The following is a 19,934-nucleotide window of genomic DNA, read 5'->3' as shown; positions in this document are numbered from 1 at the left end:
GCCGTGGTCGCCGGCGGGCAGGGGGCGCCGTGCCCGCCCGTGCCGGTGCGCCCCCACCCGCCGCCTCACAACCTGGGCTCGACCCGGGCGATCCGCCGCAACACCCCCGGCGCGAAGCGGGACAGCAGATGGGCGCCCCGGGCCTCCGCGGTCACCGGGGCCACCGCCCTGTTCTGGACCACCGCGTCCAGGATCGCGTCGGCCACCTTCTCCGGCGGAAAATTGCGCAGCCCGTACAGGCGGGCGGTCCGTTGCCGGCGACGGCGCTCTTCCGCCTCGTCGACGCCGGTGAAGCGGGCCGTGGAGGTGATGCTGGTGTTGACGAAGCCCGGGCAGACCGCCGTGACGCCGATGCCCTGGGAGGCCAGTTCGGCGCGCAGGCACTCGGACAGCATCAGCACGGCCGCCTTGGAGGTGCTGTAGGCCGGCAGGGCGCGGGACGGCTGGTACGCCGCCGCCGAGGCCGTGTTGACGATGTGGCCGCCCTGGCCGCGCTCGGCCATGCGCGCCCCGAAGAGCCGGCAGCCGTGGATCACACCCCACAGGTTGACGTCCAGGACCTTGCGCCAGTCGTCGGTCGTCGTGGTGAAGAAGGAGCCCGACAGGCCGATACCCGCGTTGTTGACCAGCACGTCCAGCACGCCGTGCTCGCGGTGGACCTTCTCCGCGAGCTTCTCCATGGCCTGTTCGTCGGAGACGTCGGCCGGCTCGGCCCAGGCCCCGGGCGCGCCGACCAGCCGGGACAGCTCGGCGGTGCGGGCCGCGGCCTCGGCGTCGCGGTCGACGGCGATCACGCGCGCTCCGGCCTCCGCGAAGGCGAACGCCGTCGCCCGTCCGATGCCGCTGCCCGCGCCGGTGACCAGCACCAGCTGCCCGGCGAACCGGTCGGCATGGCGGCCGGTGGGCGTCGGGGCGGGCCGGCCGCCGGCCACGGACGTGATGAACTCCCCGATCCAGGAGGCGACCTGGTCGGGCCGGGTGCGGGGGATCCAGTGCTTCGCCGGAAGCGTGCGGCGGGTCAGCTGGGGCACCCACTGGTCCAGGTCGTCGTACAGCCGCTCCGAGAGGAAGACGTCCCCCTGGGGCGTGATGAGCTGCACGGGCGCGTGCGCGTACGCGTCGGGGCGCGGCCTGCGCAGGCGCGCGCGGACGTTGTCCCGGTACAGCCAGGCACCGTGTGCCGCGTCGGAGGGGAGGGAGCCGGTCGGGTAGTCCCCGCCGGGAACCCGCTCGACCCGTTCCAGGATCTTCGGCCAGCGCTTGCCGAGCGGTCCGCGCCAGGCGAGTTCCGGCAGGGCCGGTGTGTGCAGCAGGTAGACGTACCAGGACTTGGCGCCCTGGCCGAGGAGCTGGCCCACCCGGCGGGGCGTCGGGCGCTTCACGCGTGCGTTGATCCAGTGCCCGAAGTGGTCCAGGGACGGCCCGGAGATCGAGGTGAACGAGGCGATACGGCCCTCCGTGCGGCCCACCGTGACGAACTCCCAGGACTGCACCGAGCCCCAGTCGTGGCCGACGATATGCACCGGACGGTCCGGGCTGACCGCGTCCACGACGGCCAGGAAGTCGTCCGTGAGCTTGGCGAGCGTGAATCCCCCGCGCAGCGGCTGCGGGGCCGTGGAACGGCCGTGGCCCCGGACGTCGTAGAGGACCACGTGGAAACGGTCGGCGAGCCGGGTCGCGACCTGCGACCAGACCTCCTTGCTGTCCGGGTAGCCGTGCACCAGGACGACCGTCGGCTGTTCCGGATCGCCCAGCTCGGCCACGCACAACTCGACCCCGCCGGTCCGCACCCAGCGCTCACGCGCGCCTTTCAGTGTCACTTCTCCTCCGCCCAGCGCCGCACGTGCGGCAGATCGTCGTCCAGCCAGAACGCGCTCTCCCCGGGGTCCCGGGAGTCGGTGACCACCAGGATCTCCTCGAACTTCGCGCCCGTACCCCGGAAGCCGAGGTGCGGTTCGACCGCCCACAGGCCCGGCTGCGGCGGGTGGTCCGAGAAGCGGTACGGCGACCACAGCGGCGACCAGCCCTCGCGGTGGCCGCGCAGCGCGTCGGCGGCCAGGCCCTTCAGGGACTGCGTGCCGAATCCGAACAGGTGGGGCGACCAGCGGCGCTCCCGCACCCGGTCCACCTTGTGGGCGATCACCCCGAACGGGTATGCCCGGTGCCGGTTGGCGTACCCCTGGCGGACCATCAGCCGGTCCACGTCCTGGTAGATCTCCCGCAGCGGGCGCCGCTCGCGCACCTCGCGCAGGATCAGTTCCCGGTGTGCCTCCAGGTCGGCCATCAGCCGGTCCTGCACCGGGTTCACACCCAGCGAGCCCGAGTAACCGATGTCCGCCGTGTATCCCTCGTACACCGGCGCCATGTCCAGGATGAACGGCATCCCCGGCTCCAGGGCGCGGTCGGTCGGGAAGAACTGGAGTGGCACGCGGAAGTTCACGAACGCCGTGCGGTCGCCGAACCAGGCGAAGGGGAGATGGAACCAGTCCCGCACCCCGCGCTCGCGCAGCCACTCCCGCTGCATCCGCGCCGCCTCGCGCTCGGTCACACCGGGCTCGAGGCGGGCCGCGACCGCCTCCGCGCACTCGTAGGCGAGGCGCTGCACCCGCCTGAATCCCCGCAGCTCTACGGAGAGTTCGCTGCTCACTGCCGTCGTCATGCCGCCCCGTCCCGTCGCCTCGACGACTCGTCCGTCGTCCGGCCACTTGTTCCGTCGACTCGCCCCGTCGACCGCGGTACGCGTCCGTAACGTGACACTGGTGAATGTGACAGTTGTTAGAGGCGGCGTCAATAGTCGGGATCACGGGCTGTGGACGACGGCCGGGCGACACCCCCGGCCCACCCTGGGACGGGCGCCCCCTAGGGTCCCGTAATACCTGGGTCTGACGAGGAAACGGCTCTGAGGTCTGACGACGGGCGTGGTCCGGATCACTACCTTCGAAGGCGTGACTGTGATCGCGACCGAAAGCCTGAGCAAGCGGTTCCCCCGGGTGACCGCGCTCGACCGGCTGTCCGTGGACATCGGGCCCGGTGTGACCGGACTCGTCGGAGCCAACGGCGCCGGCAAGTCCACCCTGATCAAGATCTTGCTGGGCCTGTCCCCCGCGACGGAGGGCCGGGCCGAGGTGCTCGGCCTCGACGTCGCCACCAAGGGCGCCGCCATCCGCGAGCGGGTCGGGTACATGCCGGAGCACGACTGCCTGCCGCCCGACGTCTCGGCCACCGAGTTCGTCGTCCACATGGCCCGTATGTCCGGCCTGCCGCCCACCGCCGCCCGCGAGCGGACCGCCGACACCCTGCGCCATGTGGGTCTGTACGAGGAGCGCTACCGCCCCATCGGCGGCTACTCGACCGGCATGAAGCAGCGCGTGAAGCTCGCCCAGGCCCTGGTGCACGACCCGCAACTGGTCTTCCTGGACGAGCCGACCAACGGCCTCGACCCGGTCGGACGCGACGAGATGCTCGGTCTGATCCGCCGCATCCACAGCGACTTCGGCATCTCGGTCCTGGTCACCTCCCATCTGCTGGGCGAGCTGGAGCGCACCTGTGACCACGTCGTCGTCATCGACGGCGGCACGCTCCTGCGCTCCAGCTCCACCACCGACTTCACCCAGACCACGACCACCCTCGCGATCGAGGTCACCGACAGCGACGCACACCCCGACGGCACCCACGCGGTCCGTGAGGCGCTCCACGCGCGCGGGGCGACCACGCACGCGGAGGCCGGCGGACTGCCCGGCGCCGGACACATCCTGCTGCTGACCGCCACGGGCGACGAGACGTACGACCTCGTCCGGGACGTGGTCGCCGACCTCGGCCTCGGCCTGGTGCGCATGGAACAGCGCCGGCACCACATCTCCGAGGTGTTCACCAGCAGCGACGAAGAGCGGAAGGAGGCCGTCGGCCATGGCGGTTGAACATCCCCTGGCAGCGCCCACCGGCGACCGGTCCCGCATCCACGACATCGGCTACCGCGGCTACGACGGCCCCCGCCTCGGCCGCGCCTACGCCCGCCGCTCGCTGTACTCGCAGTCCCTGCGCGGCGCCTACGGCCTCGGCCGCTCGGTGAAGTCCAAGGTGCTGCCGATGCTGCTGTTCGCGGTGATCTGCGTGCCGGCCGCCATCATGGTGGCCGTAGCCGTCGCCACCAAGGCGCACGAGCTGCCGGTGTCCTACACCCGGTACGCGATCATCATGCAGGCCGTGATCAGCCTGTACGTCGCCTCGCAGGCGCCCCAGGCCGTCTCCCGCGACCTGCGCTTCAAGACGGTGCCGCTGTACTTCTCGCGGCCCATCGAGACCGCCGACTACGTCCGCGCCAAGTTCGCGGCGCTCGCCTCGGCGCTGTTCGTCCTCACCGCGGCGCCGCTGCTCGTGATGTACCTGGGCGCGCTGCTGTCGAAGATGGGCTTCGCCCATCAGAGCGAGGAATTCGCACAGGGACTGGTCTCCGTGGCCTTGCTCTCACTGCTCTTCGCCGGGATCGGCCTCGTCATCGCAGCGGTCACCCCGCGCCGCGGCTTCGGCATCGCCGCCGTGATCGCCGTGATGACCATCTCCTACGGCGCGGTCTCCACCCTTCAGGCCATCGCCGACGTCCAGGGCAGCAGCAACGCCGTCCCGTGGATCGGCCTGTTCTCGCCGATCACACTGATCGACGGCGTGCAGTCCGCCTTCCTCGGCGGCAGCTCCTCCTTCCCCGGCGGGGTCGGCCCGTCCAACGGTGAGGGCGCGGTCTACGTCGTGTTCGTCCTGGGCGTGATCGCCGCCTGCTACGGCCTCCTGATCCGCCGCTACCAGAAGGTGGGACTGTGACCACGCTCAGCATCGACCACGTATCGCGCTGGTTCGGCAACGTGGTCGCCGTCAACGACATCACCATGACGATCGGCCCCGGCGTCACCGGTCTGCTCGGCCCCAACGGCGCCGGGAAGTCCACCCTGATCAACATGATGGGCGGCTTCCTCGCCCCCTCCACCGGCACCGTCACCCTCGACGGACAGCCGGTGTGGCGCAACGAGAAGATCTACCGGCACATCGGCATCGTCCCCGAGCGGGAGGCGATGTACGACTTCCTCACCGGCCGCGAGTTCGTCGTCGCCAACGCCGAGTTGCACGGTCTCGGGGACAAGGCCGCCCAGCGTGCCCTCGCCACGGTGGAGATGGAGTACGCGCAGGACCGGAAGATCGCCACATACTCCAAGGGCATGCGGCAGCGCGTGAAGATGGCGAGCGCCCTCGTACACGACCCGTCACTGCTCCTGCTCGACGAGCCGTTCAACGGCATGGACCCGCGCCAGCGCATGCAACTGATGGACCTGCTGCGGAAGATGGGCGACGAGGGCCGCACGGTGCTGTTCTCCTCGCACATCCTCGAAGAGGTCGAGCAACTCGCCCGGCACATCGAGGTCGTCGTCGCCGGACGGCACGCGGCCAGCGGTGACTTCCGCAAGATCCGCCGCCTGATGACCGACCGTCCGCACCGCTACCTGGTGCGCTCCAGCGACGACCGCACCCTCGCGGCGGCGCTGATCGCCGATTCGTCGACGGCCGGCATCGAGGTCGACCACGCCGAGGGCGCGCTGCGCATCCAGGCCGTGGACTTCGGCCGCTTCACCGCCCTGCTGCCGAAGGTCGCCCGGGACCACGGCATCCGACTGCTCACGGTCTCGCCGTCCGACGAGTCCCTGGAGTCCGTCTTCTCTTATCTGGTCGCGGCGTAGGAGGCCGAAGATGTACGACCCCACCGTCGCCCGGCTCACTTATCGAGCCCTGCTCGGCCGCCGCCGGGCCCTCATCCTCGGCGCGCTGCCGCTGCTGCTGATCGTGATCTCCGTGGCCGTGCGCGGCCTGACCGGAGCCGACGACCAGACGGCGGCAGACGTCCTCGGCGGCTTCGCGCTCGCCACCATGGTGCCGATCATCGGTGTCATCGCCGGCACCGGCGCGATCGGCCCGGAGATCGACGACGGCTCCGTCGTCTACCTGCTGTCCAAGCCGCTCAAGCGGCCCGCGATCATCTTCACCAAGCTGATCGTCGCCGTCGCCGTGACCATGGTCTTCTCGGCGGTGCCGACCCTGATCGCGGGCCTGATCCTGAACGGCAACGGCCAGCAGATCGCGGTCGCCTACACGGTCGCCGCGCTGATCTCCTCCATCGCCTACTCGGCGCTCTTCCTGCTGCTGGGCACCGTCTCCCGGCACGCGGTGGTCTTCGGGCTCGTCTACGCCCTGGTCTGGGAGGCGCTGTTCGGCTCCCTGGTGCCGGGCGCGCGCACGCTGAGCGTCCAGCAGTGGTCGCTGGCCGTCGCTCACAAGGTCGCCGGCGGGGATCTGGTGACCTCGGACGTGGGCCTGCCGACGGCCACCGTCCTGCTGGTGGTGGTCACCGTCCTGTCCACCTGGTACGCCGGTCAGAAGCTGCGGTCGCTGACGTTGGCGGGCGAGGAGTAGCCGACGCCGCCTTGACGGGGGCTTCACCCCCGTCACGGCACCCTGGGTCCAGGGACGCACTGCTGGGAGGCATGGACATGGCTGACGAGGCGCTGCCCTCCGACGAGTGGGACGGGGTCGTCCTGGGCGAGGAGTTCATACGCTCCGCCGGGACCTCCGAGCCGTCCGCCCGGGCCCGGATGCTCGCCGCCCGCTGGCGGGCCGAGGAGCCTCAGCCGGAGCCCTGGCGCTCCGACGAGCCGCCGGCGGGCTGGTTCTTCAGCAAGGCGCGCAGGCGCCGGTGGCGCCGCCGGTAGCGGCACCCTGGTGGCCGGTGGCGGCACCCCTTATTCGGTGGCGGCCAACTCCGCGGCGGGGCAGAGTGGTTGTGCCCCGTCCGCCGGGATCGTCCCGGCGCCGTGTACCGGGAGTGGAGGTGGGCGATGTCGATGCACGGCAGTACGCCCAGCTCCCGACAGGGCAGCCCGAGGCCGGCTCCGGAGTGATTCGCCACACCTCCGTGTAGCCACGGGAGCTGCCCGGGGCGGCCGCTTCGAGCACGCGATGTCGCTCTCGCGTGGGCCGCCCACCCGGAGGATTGGCCGAGTGGTAAGGCACTGGCTTGCTAAGCCATGGTCGGGCCTGGAAAGCCCGCGCACGTTCGATCCGTGCATCCTCCGCGAGACGTTGCCACCGGTGCTTGGCCGACCGGCCGACTGAGAGCACATGGAGTCGACGGCCGGTGCCGTGGCTCGGCGAGGTCTGAGCGACTCGGCGCTGCGAGGTACCGCTGCGCCCACCCGTGCCGCCCCAGCGGCCCGATGCCCGCAGCTGGGGCGAGCGACGAGCGGACGACGACCGCAACCCCTGGGGGCGCGGGGACCCGCGCGATCGGTCACGACGGGCATGACGGTCCTGTCACCCGGCGCCGCACGCAAAGTCTCTACGGTGGGCTGCCGGGAAACCGCGCGGTCGTCTGGCGGGCTTGGCGCCCGGCGCCGGACCGCGACTTTGCGGTGGGCCCCCGGGGAACCGCGCGGTCGTCATGGCGGGCCTGGTGCCCGGTGGCGGACCGAAGTCTCTACGGTGTGATCCCGGGGCTCTCCAGCAGCCGCTCAAGTACCAGCGCGATGCCGTCCTCCTCGTTGGAGGACGTCACCTCGTCGGCCACCGCGCGGAGTTCCTCGTGAGCGTTGGCCATGGCCACGCCGCGAGCGGCCCAGCCGAACATCGGGATGTCGTTGGGCATGTCGCCGAAGGCGATCGTGTCGGCGGCCTTCAGGCCCAGGCGGCGGGCCGCCAGGGACAGACCCGTTGCCTTGGACAGGCCGAGCGGGAGCAGCTCCACGATGCCCTCGCCCGCCATGGCCACCGTCACGAAACCGCCGGCGGCCTGCCGGGCCGCCTCCGCCAGCTCGTCGTCGCCCATCGTCGGATGCTGGACGTAGATCTTGTTGAGGGGCGCGCTCCACAGGTCGGAGGCGTCCGTGAACGGCGTCGCGGGCAGCCTGCCGGTGACCGCGTAGCCCGGCCCCACCAGCACCTCGCCGTCGAGGCCGTCCCGGCTGGCCGCCAGGTACAGCGGGCCCACCGCGGCCTCGATCTTGGCCAGGGCGACGCCCGCCAACTGCCGGTCGAGTGTGACCGAGGTCAGCAGGCGGTGGCTGCCGGCGTCGTAGACCTGGGCGCCCTGGCCGCAGACGGCGAGGCCGTCGTAGCCGAGGTCGTCCAGGATGTGCCGGGTCCACGGGACCGCACGGCCGGTGACGACGATGTGGGCCGCGCCCGCCGCGGTGGCCACGGCGAGCGCGTCACGAGTGCGCCGCGAGACCGACTCGTCGGAGCGCAGCAGCGTTCCGTCGAGGTCGGTGGCGATCAGCCGGTAGGGGAAACCGGTCACTTGGCGATCGGCTCCAGGACCTCACGACCGCCCAGGTACGGGCGCAGCACCTCGGGGACCCGCACGGAGCCGTCGGCCTGCTGGTGGTTCTCCAGGATCGCCACGATCGTGCGCGGTACGGCGCACAGCGTGCCGTTGAGGGTGGCCAGCGGCTTGACCTGCTTGCCGTCGCGGAGCCGGATGGACAGCCGGCGGGACTGGAACTCGGTGCAGTCCGAGGTCGAGGTCAGCTCGCGGTACTTGCCCTGCGTCGGGATCCACGCCTCGCAGTCGTACTTGCGGGCGGCCGAGGCGCCGAGGTCACCGGAGGCGACGTCGATCACGCGGAACGGCAGCTCCAGCGAGGTCAGCCACTGCTTCTCCCACTCCAGCAGGCGCTGGTGCTCGGCCTGGGAGTCCTCGGGAGCGACGTACGAGAACATCTCGACCTTGTCGAACTGGTGCACGCGGAAGATGCCCCGCGTGTCCTTGCCGTGGGAGCCGGCCTCGCGGCGGAAGCACGGGGAGAAGCCCGCGTAGCGCAGCGGCAGCTTGTCCGCGTCGATGATCTCGTCCATGTGGTAGGCCGCCAGCGGGACCTCGGAGGTGCCGACCAGGTACAGGTCGTCCTTGTCGAGGTGGTAGACGTCCTGGGCGGCCTGGCCGAGGAAGCCGGTGCCGGCCATGGACCCCGGGCGGACCAGCGCCGGGGTGAGCATCGGCGTGAAGCCGGCCGCGGTGGCCTGGGCGATCGCCGCGTTCACCAGGGCCAGCTCCAGCAGGGCGCCGACACCGGTGAGGAAGTAGAAGCGGGAGCCGGAGACCTTGGCGCCACGCTCGACGTCGATCGCGCCGAGCAGCTGGCCGAGTTCCAGGTGGTCCCTGGGTTCGAAGCCGGCGGCGGCGAAGTCGCGGATCGTGCCGTGCGTCTCCAGCGTGACGAAGTCCTCCTCGCCGCCGACGGGTACGTCGGGGTGGACGAGGTTGCCGAGCTGGAGCAGCAGCTCCTGGGTCTCGGTGTCGGCCGCGTCGCGCTCGGCGTCGGCGGCCTTCACGTCGGCCTTGAGCTGCTCGGCACGCTTGAGCAGCTCGGCCTTCTCGTCGGCGGTGGCCTTGGGGATCAGCTTGCCGAGCTGCTTCTGTTCGGCGCGCAGCTCGTCGAATCGGACGCCGGAGGACCTGCGCCGCTCGTCGGCGGACAGGAGGGAGTCGACGAGCGCGACGTCCTCTCCACGGGCGCGCTGGGACGCGCGCACACGGTCGGGGTCCTCACGGAGCAGGCGAAGGTCAATCACGTGGCCAAGGCTACCGGTGCCGGGTCGCGGCTCACGAATCACTAGTGCGGGGAGTTCGGATTCGTGGCCTACGTTCCGTTATGCGGTAAATGCCGAGTGTGCTCCACGCGTCAAGGGAAAAGTGTCTCACTCCCTGGGACGAAGCAGGTTCCGGCGCCCGGTTGACCGGATTCCCTTGGGAAGAACGGGATTTGGCGAACTGGTTGTCCACAGAGGACCGCGCCCCCCGAAGAGTTATCCACAGGCTGTGTGGAAGACCTGTGGATTTCGGAATTGATCACTCCGGAAACCTTGAACAGGCTGATGAATTCCCCGGTCAAACCCCGTCGACACCCACTTTCGGGTGGAAAACGGTCGCCCCAAAAGATGAACCAAAGGAAACGAGTGGACGAAGGGTGACCCGGGGGATGGTGACCTCGGTCGGGCCCTGTAGGGCGATTTGTCGACCCGATGACCCGATCCTGTCGACTTGTCCCCAGGTCGAGAAGGGCACCTGTGGATAACTTCTGTGGATAACGTTCGTATGCAGGTGCGACCGGCTAGAACCGGCCGTCCTGGCAGCGTGCCACCCAGTCGGCCGCCGCCATGAACACCTCGTCCGATGTCCCCGGCAGGGTCGGCCGGGCTTCGCCCGGGGTGATGTCCGCGCGCGGATAAGAACCGAGGAAGCGCACCTGCAGACAGATCCGCCGCAGCCCCATCAGCGTCTCCGCCATTCGCCGATCGGCGATATGGCCCTCGGCATCGATGCAGAAGCAGTAATTGCCGATACCGGCGCCGGTCGGCCGGGACTGGAGCAGCATGAGGTTGATGCCGCGGGAGGCGAACTCGCCGAGCAGATCGCGCAGGGCGCCGGGATGGTCGTCCCGCTGCCACAGCACCACCGAGGTCTTGTCGGCCCCGGTGGGCGCGGCCGGCCGGGCCGGGCGGCCGACGAGCACGAACCGGGTCTGCGCGTTCTCCGCGTCGTGGATCCCGGTCTCCAGCGCTTCGAGGCCGTACCGGGCGGCGGCGAACTCGCCCGCGAAGGCGGCGTCGTAGCGGCCCTCCTGGACCAGGCGGGCGGCGTCCGCGTTGGAGGCGGCCGACTCCCAGAGGGCGTCCGGGAGGTGCGTGCGCAGCCAGTTGCGCACCTGCGGCTGGGCCGCGGGGTGGGCCGAGACCGTCTTGATGTCCGCGAGCTTCGTGCCGGGGCGGACCAGCAGCGCGAAGGTGATCGACAGCAGCACCTCGCGGTAGATCATCAGCGGTTCGCCCGCGACCAGCTCGTCCAGGGTCGTGGTGATGCCGCCCTCGACGGAGTTCTCGATCGGTACGAACGCGGCCTCGGCCTCGCCGGCCCGGACCGCGTCCAGCGCGGACTGCACCGACACATACGGGTTCAGCTCCCGGGTGGCCGCCTCCGGGAGCGTGCGCAGGGCGACCTCCGTGAAGGTGCCCTCCGGGCCGAGATAGGCATAGCTAGCTGGCATGTCCCTCACCCTAATGGCCGCAGGGGGAGCCGTAGCAGGTGTCTCATGAATGCCACTCGACCGTGTGGTTTGAACCCGGGTTCACCCCACCAGCGGCCGTAGTCCGGCGTAATGGCCCTTCAGTCGTGAGGCAGCCGTTGTCCGGTGTCCGGCGTATCCGCCCTTCACCCGTGCGGGAGCCGGTGTCCGGCGTCATGGCCCTTCACCCGTGCGGCGGCCGGTGTCCGGCGTATCGGCCGTTCACCCCTCCAGCAGCCGTTGCCCCACGTACTCCCCCTCCGCCGCCCCGCCCGGCACCGCGAACAGGCCGCTCGCCTCGTGCCGGATGTACGCCGAGAGCGCGTCCCCCCGGTCGAGCTTGCGCTGGACCGGTACGAAGCCGCGCAGTGGGTCCGCCTGCCAGCAGATGAAGAGGAGACCGGCGTCGGGGGTGCCGTCCACGTCGATGCCGTCGTGATAGGAGAAGGGACGCCGCAGCATGGCCGCGCCGCCGTTGCGGTCGGGTCGGGTGATGCGGGCGTGCGCGTTGAGCGGGACGACGTAGTCACCCTTGGCGTCCGCCTTGTCCAGGTCCATCGGGGTCGTCTCGTCACCGCCGGACAGCGGCGCCCCGTCGGCCTTGCGGCGCCCTATGACCTGCTCCTGGGCGGAGAGCGCCAGTTTCTCCCAGTCGTCCAGGAGCATGCGGATGCGGCGGACGACGGCGTAGGAGCCGTTCGCCATCCACGCGGGTTCGCCCGCCGCGGGCACGAAGATCCGCTGGTCGAAGTCGGCGTCGGCCGGTGTGGGATTGCGGGTGCCGTCGAGCTGGCCCATGAGGTTGCGGGCCGTCATGGGGCGGGCGGTGGCGCCCGGAGTGCGGTTGAAGCCGTTCATCTGCCAGCGCACCCGCGCGGCCGAGCCGGCGTCCTTCTGGATCGCGCGCAGCGCGTGGAAGGCGACCAGGGCGTCGTCCGCCCCGATCTGCACCCACAGGTCGCCGTCGCTGCGGGCCTTGTCGAGCCGGTCGGAGGAGAAGTCCGGCAGCGGTTCGAGGGCGGCGGGCCGCTGCTTCTCCAGGCCGGTCCGGCCGAAGAAGCTGTGCCCGAAGCCGAAGGTGATCGTCAGCGAGGACGGCCCCGCGTCCCGGGCCACACCGGTGTCGTCGTGCGGGGCGGTCTCACCTGCCATGAGCCGCTCGGCCGTCACCGACCAGCGGCGCAGCAGGGCCGCCGCCTCCTTGCGACCAGCGCCCGCCACCAGGTCGAAGGCGACGAGATGGCCGCGCGCCTGGAGGCCCTCGGTGATACCGGGCTGATGTTTCCCGTGAAACATCGCGCGGCCGGAGCCCACCGCGGTCAGCGGTGTGGCCCCGGCGGGCGCGGCGGTGTACCCCACGGCCCCGCCGGCCGCGCCGAGCACGAGCCCGGTGGCACCGGCGGTGCCGAGCAGGGCACGCCGGGAGATGCCGTTCGCGCCGGACGCGGGCCGCGCCGTCGGCGCGTCGGGCGTACGGGCCTCCTGGATGGACTGGTCAGCCATGGTGTGGTTCAGCCGATCTGCGCGTTCTTGGAGACGGTCGCCTGGTCGATGTCGGAGGTGCGCACCGTGACGGCGATCTTCCAGTCGCCGGCCATGGGGATCTGCACTCCGTTCGCCGACCAGTGACCGGTGGTGATGTGGTCGGGGTTCACGGGCAGCGGGCCGATCTTCCTCGCCTCCAGGGTGAAGGAGACCTTCACCTCGGGGACGTCGAAGGCCCGGCCGTTGGGCCGCTGGACGTACACGTGCATCTCGTTGCCGCCCACGCGTGCGGGGTCGAGGTCGATGCTGACGACGCCCTTGCCGTCGGTGCCGCCGGTGTCGAACGGCATGTCCAGGGTGAGCGCGCCGGACGCCGCCGTTCCGGAGCCGGCCGGCGCGGAGGTGGCCGCCTTGGCCTCCTGCTCGGTGCGGCCCGGCTCGGTCTGGGTGAGCGCGGTGGTGACGGCGAGCAGGACGACGGCGACACCGGCCTCGGCGAGCACCGAGCGGCGCAGCCCGAAACGGTTCGGGTCGGCGTTCCGCAGCCGCTTCTGCCGGGCGGCGTCGACGGCCGCGCGCTGCCGGGCGAGCTGGGCGGCACGCTGGGAGTCACCGGTGCCGGAGCCCTTGCCGGTGCCGCCGCTGCCCTTGCCGGCCCCGCCACTGCCCGTGCCCTTGCCGGCCCCGCCACTGCCCGTGCCCTTGCCGGTCCCGCCACTGCCCGTGCCCGTGGCCTTGCCGGTCCCGCCGCTGACCTTGCCGGTCCCGCCGCTGCTCTTGCCCGTTCCGGCGCTGCCCGTGCCGGTCGACTTCGAGGCCGCCACCTGTTCCTGCTGGGCCCGGGCCTGGGCCTTCTTCGCCTTCCCGGCGCCGACGACCTGGTCCGTGAGCCGTGCCGTCCAGCGCCGGGACGCCGCCGCGACGCCGACCAGCACGGCCACCAGTCCGATCTTTACCAGCAGCAGCTGGCCGTAACGGGTCTCGGTGAACGCCGACCAGGAGCCGAGCTGCCGCCAGGACTGGTAGACACCGGTGCTGACGAGCGCGAGGACGGAGCCGAAGGCCAGCCGGGAGAAGCGGTGTACGGCGGCGGTCTCCACCTGGGTCTCGGCGGGCGCCCGGTACAACGCGACCAGCAGGGCGGTGAGGCCGCCCAGCCAGGTGGCGACGGACAGCAGATGGACGACGTCCACCGGCATGGCGATGCCCGGCTGGAGCCCGGTGGAGGCGTGCTCGGCCATGGCCCAGCTGGTCGCGAGCCCGGCCGCGACGACCACTCCGCCGACCGCGAGCCCGAAGGTCAGGTCGCGCTTCTCGGCGCCCTCCTCACGCCGGGTGTAGGTACCGAAGAGGACGGCGACGAACAGCGCGGCGGCGGCGAGCAGCAGCAGCCGGGAGACCAGCGCGGCACCGGTCTTGGTCTGGAGCACCTGGCCGAGCAGGTCGAGGTCGAAGACGTCGGCGAGCTTGCCCGAGCCGGTGTACGAGCCGCGCAGGAGCAGCAGCCACAGGGTGGCCGCGGTCAGCGCGACCCAGCCGCCGACGACCAGCCGTTGCAGGGCCCGGACCCCGGCGCCGCGCTGCCAGCAGGCGAGCACGAAGGCCGCGCCGCCGGCGAGCACGATGAAGCCGGCGTACGACACATACCGTCCGAAGGCGTAGAGCCAGCCCACGACTCCGCCGCCCGCGGCCGGTACGCCGCCGGAGACGACGGTCGGCGAGGGCGCCCCGATGGAGAAGGTGTAGGCACCGGCGACGGGGTGGCTGTCCGCCGAGACGACCTGGAAGGTGACGGTGTAGGTGCCCTTGGCCAGGCCGCTCTTGAGCTGCACCGCGTACGTCGTGCCGCTCACGTTGGCGGGGCTGCCCGTCTGGACCGGCTTGCCCCGGGGGTCGAGGACGCGCAGGGAGTCGTCGCTCAGCGCCACCTTCTCGGAGAAGGTGAGCGACACCTGGGTGGGCGCCTTGTCGACCACCACCCCCTGCGCGGGGTCGCTGCCGGTCAGTGCCGCATGGGCGGCGGCCGGTCCGGCGCCCGCCAGCAGCGCGCCGGTGACGGCGAGGCACAGCAGCAGCAGGATCCGCAGGCGGGGGGCGATGGTCCGGGTCACGGTGGTCCCTCCCTCAGTGGCCGGTCGACGGGTTGTACGTCGCGGACTTCACCGGCATCTCGACGGTGAGGGGCCCGGACTTGGCGAAGGTGAGCTTCACGGCGACCGTCTGGCCCTGTTTCGGCGCATGCTTCAGTCCCTCGAACATCAGGTGGTTGCCGCCGCTTTTGAACACGAGCCGGCTGTGGGCCGGTATGGCGAAGGAGGACTTCTCCGCCATGGCACCGCCGACGGTGCTGTGCATGGTGACCTGGCCGGCGGCGTCACTGGTGACCGAGGTCAGTTCGTCGCCGGTCCCGCCGTTGTTGGTGATCGTCAGGAAGCCGGCCGCCATGTCGGCGGAGACGGGCTGGGGCATGTAGGAGGAGCTGACGGACAGCTCGGCCTTGTCCGGACCCGGCCCGGAGCCGGACCCGGAGCAGCCGGTGAGGGCCAGGGCACCGGCGAGCGCACCGGCGGTCAGGAGGGCGAGACGCCTCACGGCTTGGCTCCCTCGACGAGCTTGGGCAGGTCCTTGGTGTAGTCGTCGACCGTGGCGGACTCGCCGTAGAGGACGTAACCGGCGTCGGTCTTCGGCGAGAAGGCGATGACCTGGGTGCCGTGCACCGAGACGAGCTTGCCGTTCTTGTCCTTCGCCGTCGGCTCCACGGAGATGCCGACCGACCGGGCACCGGCCTGGATCTTGGCGAAGTCGCCGGTCAGACCGATGAATTCGGAGTCGATGCCCTTGAGCCACTTGCCCAGCTCGGCGGGCGTGTCACGGCCGGGGTCGGTGGTGACGAACACCACCCGGAGGTCGTTCTGCTCGGCCTTGGGCAGCGCCTTCTTGGCGACGGCGATGTTGCTCATCGTCGCCGGGCAGATGTCGGGGCAGTGCGTGTAGCCGAAGTAGACCAGGGTCGGACGGCCCTTCGTCTCCTTGCGGAGGTCGTACTTCTTGCCGTGGGTGTCGGTGAGGACCAGGTCCGGCTTGGCGAACGGCTGGTCGAGGACGGTGGCGGCCTTGCCCGAGCCGGACCCGCCCGAGACCACGGCGACCGGCGACTTGTCGTCGTCCCCGGTGCCGCAGCCGGAGAGGGTCAGCGTGGCGGCGGCGAGCAGCGCGGCCGCGGCGAACGTCTTGTTGCGCATAGGAAAATGTCCCAGATGTGTGAACTCCGGCGCGCACCGGGGTCGTACGAGGGCGTCGTGGGACGGCCCCGGACGACGCCCGGTGCGCGCTGCGGAACGAGGGCTCAGGCGGCGGTCCGGCGGCGGCCCGCGAGGACGCCGTAGGCGACGCCCGCGATGCCGATCACGATGCCGGCCACGCCGAGCACGCGCGCGGTGGTGTCGCTGCCGCCGTCGGAGTCCTCGGCGGCGGCCGTCTTCTCGGTCTTGTCGGCCTTGTCGTCGGCGGCCGGGCTCGCGGAGCCGTGGTGGTCGTCGGTGGCGGCGGACAGCTCAAGGACGGGGGCGGGGTTCTCCGGCTCCTCCTGGCCCTCCTGCTGCACCTCGATCCAGCGCACGACCTCCTTGTCGGAGTAGGTCTGGATCGCCTTGAACGCCAGCTGGTCGGCGTTCTCGGGCAGCGCGCCCAGGGAGAGCGGGAACTTCTGGAAGTAGCCGGGCTCGATGCCCTTGCCGTCGGCGGTCCAGGTGACCTTGGTGACGGCCTCGTCGATCTTCTCGCCGTGCATGGTCAGCGGCTTGTCCAGCTTGGACTTGGTGACGACGACCTTCCAGCCGGGGAGCGGCTGCGGCATCACCGAGGCGATCGGGTGGTCGGCCGGGAGGCTGACCTCGAGCTTGGTGGTCGCGGCGTCGTCTCGCTCGTTCGGGACCTTGAAGTCGACGACCGCGTAACCGCCCTTGGCGGCGGTGCCTTCCGGCTGCACGGTGACATGCGCGAACGCGGGGGCGGACAGGGCGAGGACGGCCGAGCCGGCGACGACGGTGGCGGCGGCGATACGAGAAGCCTTCATGGCAGGGAGTACTCCACTCCGAGTGAGTTCCGTTGTGATCAGGAGTACGCGTGCGCATGGCCGTACCACTCGTGGTGGCCCGGATCGATCCGCGCACGCGCGCGTGCCGCACGACGGCGGCCCTCCCGTCCGGCTCTCCGTTTCCGGTTCCGCTGGAGTGGTGGTCGCGTCGTGTCAGGCGGCGAGGAGGTACGCGGCGGCGGGCGGGCCGCGCCGGATCACCGTGTGCTGGAGTACGGCGGTGTGCGGGGCCGGGGCGTCGTCCCTGTCGCGGCGGCGGCCGCGCGGACCGGGCCCGGCGGCGGGCAGCAGACCGGCGCACAGGGCGCGCGCCAGTGCGAGTGCGGCGCGCAGGGAACGGACGAGCGCCCCCTCCGTGACTCCATGCGCCGACAGCTCGATGAGCCGCAGCACGGCCAGGTCCCCGCGGCGCAACAGCCAGCCGGCGGCGCCTGCCGCGAGCACATGGCCGAGCAGCATCGGCAGCGAGGGCAGCAGACCCGCCGAGGCGCCGGCGGCGTCGTGCATGTGCTCCATGGTGCCCAGGACGGAGGCCGGCCGGCCGGAGCGGTCTATGAGATGCGCGTCGAGCAGCAGGCGGAAGGCGTGCCCCGGGGTCAGGGACGCCGGCGTCGACCCGCACACGAGCCGGGTGGCCTGCTCGACCAGCGCGCTGTCGCTCAACGCGCCCGTGAGCCCGCCGGTTCCGGTGGCGGTCATGGACCCCGTCGCCATGCCGCCGGAGGCCATCGCCCCATGCTGGCCCAGCCCGAACAGGGTGTGCAGCACGATCTGGCCGACGGCGAGAAGCGCGGCGATGCCCGGTAGCGAGCGGGCCCGCCCGGCGAGCGGTGCCACGAACAGCAGGGATCCGAGGAACCCGGCGCCGAGCGTCCACAGCGGCACGCGCGCGCAGGAGGCCAGGGTGTGCCCGCACGCGGCCAGCGCGACGCAGACCGCGGCGAACACCGCGGCCCGCAGAATCCGGAGTCCGGCTCCGGGACGCGCCGTGCGCGGGTGGGGGGCAGTCATGGCGGGCTCATCATCCCACTGCCCTTACCGGCGGCATACGGCAGGTCGCCTGAGCCGTCCCTCATACACCGATTCCTCCCTCGGCGCATCGGCCGTATGGGCGGAGTCACGTCAACTGAGTGCTTACGACCACCTACGGGCGGCAATAGGTAACGGTATGTCGAGCCGCGGCCGGGAGGCTGGAGCATGAGCATCTGGTGGTCACTCCATCTGCGGCGCGAGGCTGCGAGCGTGCCGCTCGCCCGCCGGCTGCTGATCGGCACGATGGAGACGGCGGGCGTCGACCCGGAGATCTCGTACGACCTGTCCGTGGCCCTGAGCGAGGCCTGCGCGAACGCCGTCGAGCACGGTGGGAACCGTGCGTCCGGCGCGGCGGAGGCGTACCGGGTGACCGCGTACCTCGACGGTGAGAAGTGCCGTATCGAAGTGTCCGATTCCGGGTGCGGCTTCACCCGCACCCAGGATCTGCGGCCCGCCCGGCCGGACGCCGAGCACGGGCGCGGCCTGTGTCTGATCCGGGAACTCGCCGACCACGTCCACATCGGGGCCAAGCCCGGGCGGGGCGGGACGGTGGTCAGCTTCGACAAGATCCTCAAGTGGAAGAAGGATCCTTCGCTGCTCACGGCGTAGCGAGCGCGGACCGGCTCGGTCCGGCGAGGTCCGGTGCGGTCCGGCTCGTACGGCGAGGTCCGGTGGGACCGGCGAGGTCCTGCGTCCGCCGGTCGCTCACCCGCAGCCCCTCACCCGCCGACTCCCCTCACCCGCCGGTCGGCTCACCCGCCGGTCGGCTCACCCGCAGACCCTCACCCGCCCGTCCCGAGCACCTTCGCCAGCACTTCCAGCGCCTCCGGATAAGCGCGTTCCCGGGGTGTGCCGTAGCCGACGACCAGGCCCTGCGGGCGGCCGGGGCCCGGGGTGTGCCAGTGCTCGCCGAGGGCGCCGAGCGCCAGGCCCTCCGCCTCCGCGCGGGCCAGGACCTCGGCCTCGTCCGGCACCTCCACCAGCGCGTGCAGCCCGGCCGCGATCCCGCGCACGCTCCGCCCCGCTCCGAGCCGGTCCAGCAACTGGTCCCGGCGCCGCCGGTAGCGCAGCCTGCACGCGCGCACGTGGCGGTCGTAGGTGTGGCTGTCGATCAGTTCGGCGAGCGCGAGCTGGCCGATGGTCTCGGTGTGGTGGTCGCTGTGCAGCTTGGCCTCGGCGACCGCTTCGGCCAGGTGCGGCGGCAGCACCATCCAGCCGAGGCGCAGTGCGGGGCCGAGCGTCTTGGAGGCGGTGCCCAGATAGGCGACGTGGCTCGGTGTCATGCCCTGCAGGGCGCCGACCGGCTGCCGGTCGTAACGGAACTCGCCGTCGTAGTCGTCCTCGATGATCAGCCCGTCCCGCGCGCGTGCCCAGTCGGTGAGTGCCCGGCGCCGCTCGGGGCGCAGGGTCACCCCGGTCGGGTACTGGTGGGCCGGTGTGACCACCACGGCCGCCGCCTCGCCCAGCTCCGCGGGGCGTACCCCGCGGGTGTCGACCGGGACCGGCAGTACCGTTCCGCCGTTGTACCGGACCACCTCCCGGTGGAAGGGCAGCCCCGGGTCCTCCATGGCGACGGCGGCGCCGCCCAGCACGCGCGTGAGCAGCGCGAGGCCCTGCACGTACCCGGAGGTCACGACGATCCGTTCCGGTGGCGCGAGCACCCCGCGCGTGCGGCCCAGGTAGCCGGAGAGCGCGGTGCGCAGCTCGATCCGGCCGCGCGGGTCGCCGTAGTCGTACGCCGGTGAGGGGGCCGTCGTCATGGCGCGGCGCAGCGCCCGCAGCCAGGCCGCCGCCGGGAACGCGCTGACGTCCGGGCTGCCGGGGCGCAGGTCGAAACGCGGCGCACGCGCGTGTGCGGCCGTTCCCGGTTCCTCCGTCCGCAGGGCCGGCAGCTCGGCGACCCGGGTGCCTGAGCCCTGTCGTGCCGTCAGGTACCCCTCGGCGACGAGCTGGTCGTAGGCGGCCTTGGCGGTGCCGCGCGAGATACCGAGGTCGCTCGCGAGGCGGCGGGTGGCCGGCAACCGGGTGCCGGGCGTGAGCCGCCCGTCCCGCACGGCGTCCCGCAACGCCCGCTCCAGCCCGACCCGGCGCCCGTCCGCCGCGTCGGGTTCGAGGCGCGGGTCCACACCGACACCGGACCAGAAGTCGTCCACGTTTCCACCCCCGTCACTGCACGCGCCCCCGAAGGGACGCGAGTCTTAGCCGATATGCGACTCCGCCCGGGT

Annotated in this window: 18 protein-coding genes and 1 tRNA gene; 7 read left to right on the top strand and 12 right to left on the bottom strand. The window is 71.8% G+C overall.

All coding sequences use genetic code 11. The annotated features are described in order from the left end of the window. Positions 1-65: 65 nt before the first annotated feature. Together ACIGYR_RS27270 and ACIGYR_RS27265 are read right to left on the bottom strand one after the other, a co-directional pair. Positions 66-1,820 (bottom strand): SDR family oxidoreductase, encoded by a 1,755-nt coding sequence (locus tag ACIGYR_RS27270; protein ID WP_399603760.1) that lies wholly within the window; start codon positions 1,818-1,820, stop codon positions 66-68. Next, positions 1,817-2,659 (bottom strand): M24 family metallopeptidase, encoded by an 843-nt coding sequence (locus ACIGYR_RS27265; protein WP_399603762.1) that lies wholly within the window; start codon positions 2,657-2,659, stop codon positions 1,817-1,819. The genes ACIGYR_RS27270 and ACIGYR_RS27265 overlap by 4 nt, the downstream gene beginning before the upstream one ends. A 292-nt stretch (positions 2,660-2,951) precedes the next feature. On the opposite strand from ACIGYR_RS27265, the gene ACIGYR_RS27260 reads away from it, so the two are divergent. The 6 genes from ACIGYR_RS27260 to ACIGYR_RS27235 all read left to right on the top strand — a co-directional run bounded on the left by ACIGYR_RS27260 (position 2,952) and on the right by ACIGYR_RS27235 (position 7,112). Continuing rightward, complete coding sequence (locus tag ACIGYR_RS27260; protein ID WP_391846282.1) at positions 2,952-3,917, top strand: ABC transporter ATP-binding protein; 966 nt, start codon at positions 2,952-2,954, stop codon at positions 3,915-3,917. After that, positions 3,907-4,815, top strand: a complete 909-nt coding sequence (locus ACIGYR_RS27255) for an ABC transporter permease (RefSeq protein WP_399603763.1) — start codon at positions 3,907-3,909, stop codon at positions 4,813-4,815. The genes ACIGYR_RS27260 and ACIGYR_RS27255 overlap by 11 nt, the downstream gene beginning before the upstream one ends. Then, the gene (locus ACIGYR_RS27250) at positions 4,812-5,723 is read left to right on the top strand and encodes an ABC transporter ATP-binding protein (protein ID WP_391845853.1); all 912 of its coding nucleotides are present in this window, start codon (positions 4,812-4,814) and stop codon (positions 5,721-5,723) included. The genes ACIGYR_RS27255 and ACIGYR_RS27250 overlap by 4 nt, the downstream gene beginning before the upstream one ends. 10 nt (positions 5,724-5,733) lie before the next feature. After that, a complete protein-coding gene (locus tag ACIGYR_RS27245; RefSeq protein ID WP_399603765.1) occupies positions 5,734-6,453 on the top strand; it encodes an ABC transporter permease in 720 nt (239 codons plus the stop codon). 77 nt (positions 6,454-6,530) lie between these two features. Then, complete coding sequence (locus ACIGYR_RS27240) at positions 6,531-6,749, top strand: hypothetical protein (protein ID WP_391845849.1); 219 nt, start codon at positions 6,531-6,533, stop codon at positions 6,747-6,749. 275 nt (positions 6,750-7,024) lie between these two features. Then, positions 7,025-7,112: transfer RNA gene (locus tag ACIGYR_RS27235), tRNA-Ser, on the top strand. Positions 7,113-7,513: 401 nt separating this feature from the next. Here the strand turns inward: ACIGYR_RS27235 and ACIGYR_RS27230 are convergent. The 9 genes from ACIGYR_RS27230 to ACIGYR_RS27190 form a co-directional block, all read right to left on the bottom strand. Further along, entirely contained in the window at positions 7,514-8,332 is an 819-nt protein-coding gene (locus tag ACIGYR_RS27230; RefSeq protein WP_399603768.1) for an HAD family hydrolase, read from the bottom strand. Continuing rightward, positions 8,329-9,606: a serine--tRNA ligase gene (gene serS, locus ACIGYR_RS27225; RefSeq protein WP_391845845.1), complete on the bottom strand. Its 1,278-nt coding sequence runs from the start codon at positions 9,604-9,606 to the stop codon at positions 8,329-8,331. The genes ACIGYR_RS27230 and serS overlap by 4 nt, the downstream gene beginning before the upstream one ends. 539 nt (positions 9,607-10,145) lie before the next feature. Continuing rightward, the gene (gene pheA, locus ACIGYR_RS27220) at positions 10,146-11,078 is read right to left on the bottom strand and encodes a prephenate dehydratase (protein ID WP_391845843.1); all 933 of its coding nucleotides are present in this window, start codon (positions 11,076-11,078) and stop codon (positions 10,146-10,148) included. A 240-nt stretch (positions 11,079-11,318) separates the two neighbouring features. Next, entirely contained in the window at positions 11,319-12,599 is a 1,281-nt protein-coding gene (efeB, locus tag ACIGYR_RS27215) for an iron uptake transporter deferrochelatase/peroxidase subunit (RefSeq protein WP_399603770.1), read from the bottom strand. A gap of 8 nt (positions 12,600-12,607) precedes the next feature. Then, entirely contained in the window at positions 12,608-14,692 is a 2,085-nt protein-coding gene (locus tag ACIGYR_RS27210; RefSeq protein WP_399603773.1) for a copper resistance CopC/CopD family protein, read from the bottom strand. Between the two features lie 13 nt (positions 14,693-14,705). Continuing rightward, entirely contained in the window at positions 14,706-15,173 is a 468-nt protein-coding gene (locus ACIGYR_RS27205) for a copper chaperone PCu(A)C (RefSeq protein WP_391845838.1), read from the bottom strand. Further along, positions 15,170-15,823 (bottom strand): SCO family protein, encoded by a 654-nt coding sequence (locus ACIGYR_RS27200; RefSeq protein ID WP_399603775.1) that lies wholly within the window; start codon positions 15,821-15,823, stop codon positions 15,170-15,172. Before ACIGYR_RS27200 ends, ACIGYR_RS27205 begins: the two co-directional genes overlap by 4 nt. Before the next feature lie 104 nt (positions 15,824-15,927). Continuing rightward, on the bottom strand, positions 15,928-16,656 hold the full coding sequence (locus ACIGYR_RS27195; RefSeq protein WP_399603778.1) for a YcnI family protein: 729 nt from the start codon (positions 16,654-16,656) through the stop codon (positions 15,928-15,930). A gap of 174 nt (positions 16,657-16,830) precedes the next feature. Continuing rightward, positions 16,831-17,688 carry a hypothetical protein gene (locus ACIGYR_RS27190; RefSeq protein WP_391845832.1) on the bottom strand — a complete coding sequence of 286 codons (858 nt, stop codon included), beginning with the start codon at positions 17,686-17,688 and terminating at the stop codon, positions 16,831-16,833. 186 nt (positions 17,689-17,874) lie between these two features. Between ACIGYR_RS27190 and ACIGYR_RS27185 the strand changes: the two genes are divergently transcribed. After that, the gene (locus ACIGYR_RS27185; RefSeq protein ID WP_399603780.1) at positions 17,875-18,318 is read left to right on the top strand and encodes an ATP-binding protein; all 444 of its coding nucleotides are present in this window, start codon (positions 17,875-17,877) and stop codon (positions 18,316-18,318) included. Positions 18,319-18,491: 173 nt separating this feature from the next. Here the strand turns inward: ACIGYR_RS27185 and ACIGYR_RS27180 are convergent, their stop codons facing one another. Continuing rightward, on the bottom strand, positions 18,492-19,862 hold the full coding sequence (locus ACIGYR_RS27180) for a PLP-dependent aminotransferase family protein (protein ID WP_399603783.1): 1,371 nt from the start codon (positions 19,860-19,862) through the stop codon (positions 18,492-18,494). Positions 19,863-19,934: the final 72 nt, after the last annotated feature.

The organism is Streptomyces sp. NPDC053076 (assembly GCF_044546845.1).
In the GTDB taxonomy this organism is placed as follows: domain Bacteria; phylum Actinomycetota; class Actinomycetes; order Streptomycetales; family Streptomycetaceae; genus Streptomyces.
The sequence above is the reverse complement of the archived record's forward strand: the minus strand, read 5'-3'. Positions and strand labels throughout refer to the sequence as shown.

Excerpts from the sequence above, each read along its gene's own strand:
- ACIGYR_RS27265 (WP_399603762.1), bottom strand. The coding sequence starts at position 2,659 with ATGACGACGGCAGTGAGCAGCGAACTCTCCGTAGAGCTGCGGGGATTC.
- ACIGYR_RS27255 (WP_399603763.1), top strand. The coding sequence starts at position 3,907 with ATGGCGGTTGAACATCCCCTGGCAGCGCCCACCGGCGACCGGTCCCGC.
- ACIGYR_RS27245 (WP_399603765.1), top strand. The coding sequence starts at position 5,734 with ATGTACGACCCCACCGTCGCCCGGCTCACTTATCGAGCCCTGCTCGGC.
- ACIGYR_RS27240 (WP_391845849.1), top strand. The coding sequence starts at position 6,531 with ATGGCTGACGAGGCGCTGCCCTCCGACGAGTGGGACGGGGTCGTCCTG.
- pheA (WP_391845843.1), bottom strand. The coding sequence starts at position 11,078 with ATGCCAGCTAGCTATGCCTATCTCGGCCCGGAGGGCACCTTCACGGAG.
- efeB (WP_399603770.1), bottom strand. The coding sequence starts at position 12,599 with ATGGCTGACCAGTCCATCCAGGAGGCCCGTACGCCCGACGCGCCGACG.
- ACIGYR_RS27200 (WP_399603775.1), bottom strand. The coding sequence starts at position 15,823 with ATGCGCAACAAGACGTTCGCCGCGGCCGCGCTGCTCGCCGCCGCCACG.
- ACIGYR_RS27195 (WP_399603778.1), bottom strand. The coding sequence starts at position 16,656 with ATGAAGGCTTCTCGTATCGCCGCCGCCACCGTCGTCGCCGGCTCGGCC.
- ACIGYR_RS27190 (WP_391845832.1), bottom strand. The coding sequence starts at position 17,688 with ATGACTGCCCCCCACCCGCGCACGGCGCGTCCCGGAGCCGGACTCCGG.
- ACIGYR_RS27185 (WP_399603780.1), top strand. The coding sequence starts at position 17,875 with ATGAGCATCTGGTGGTCACTCCATCTGCGGCGCGAGGCTGCGAGCGTG.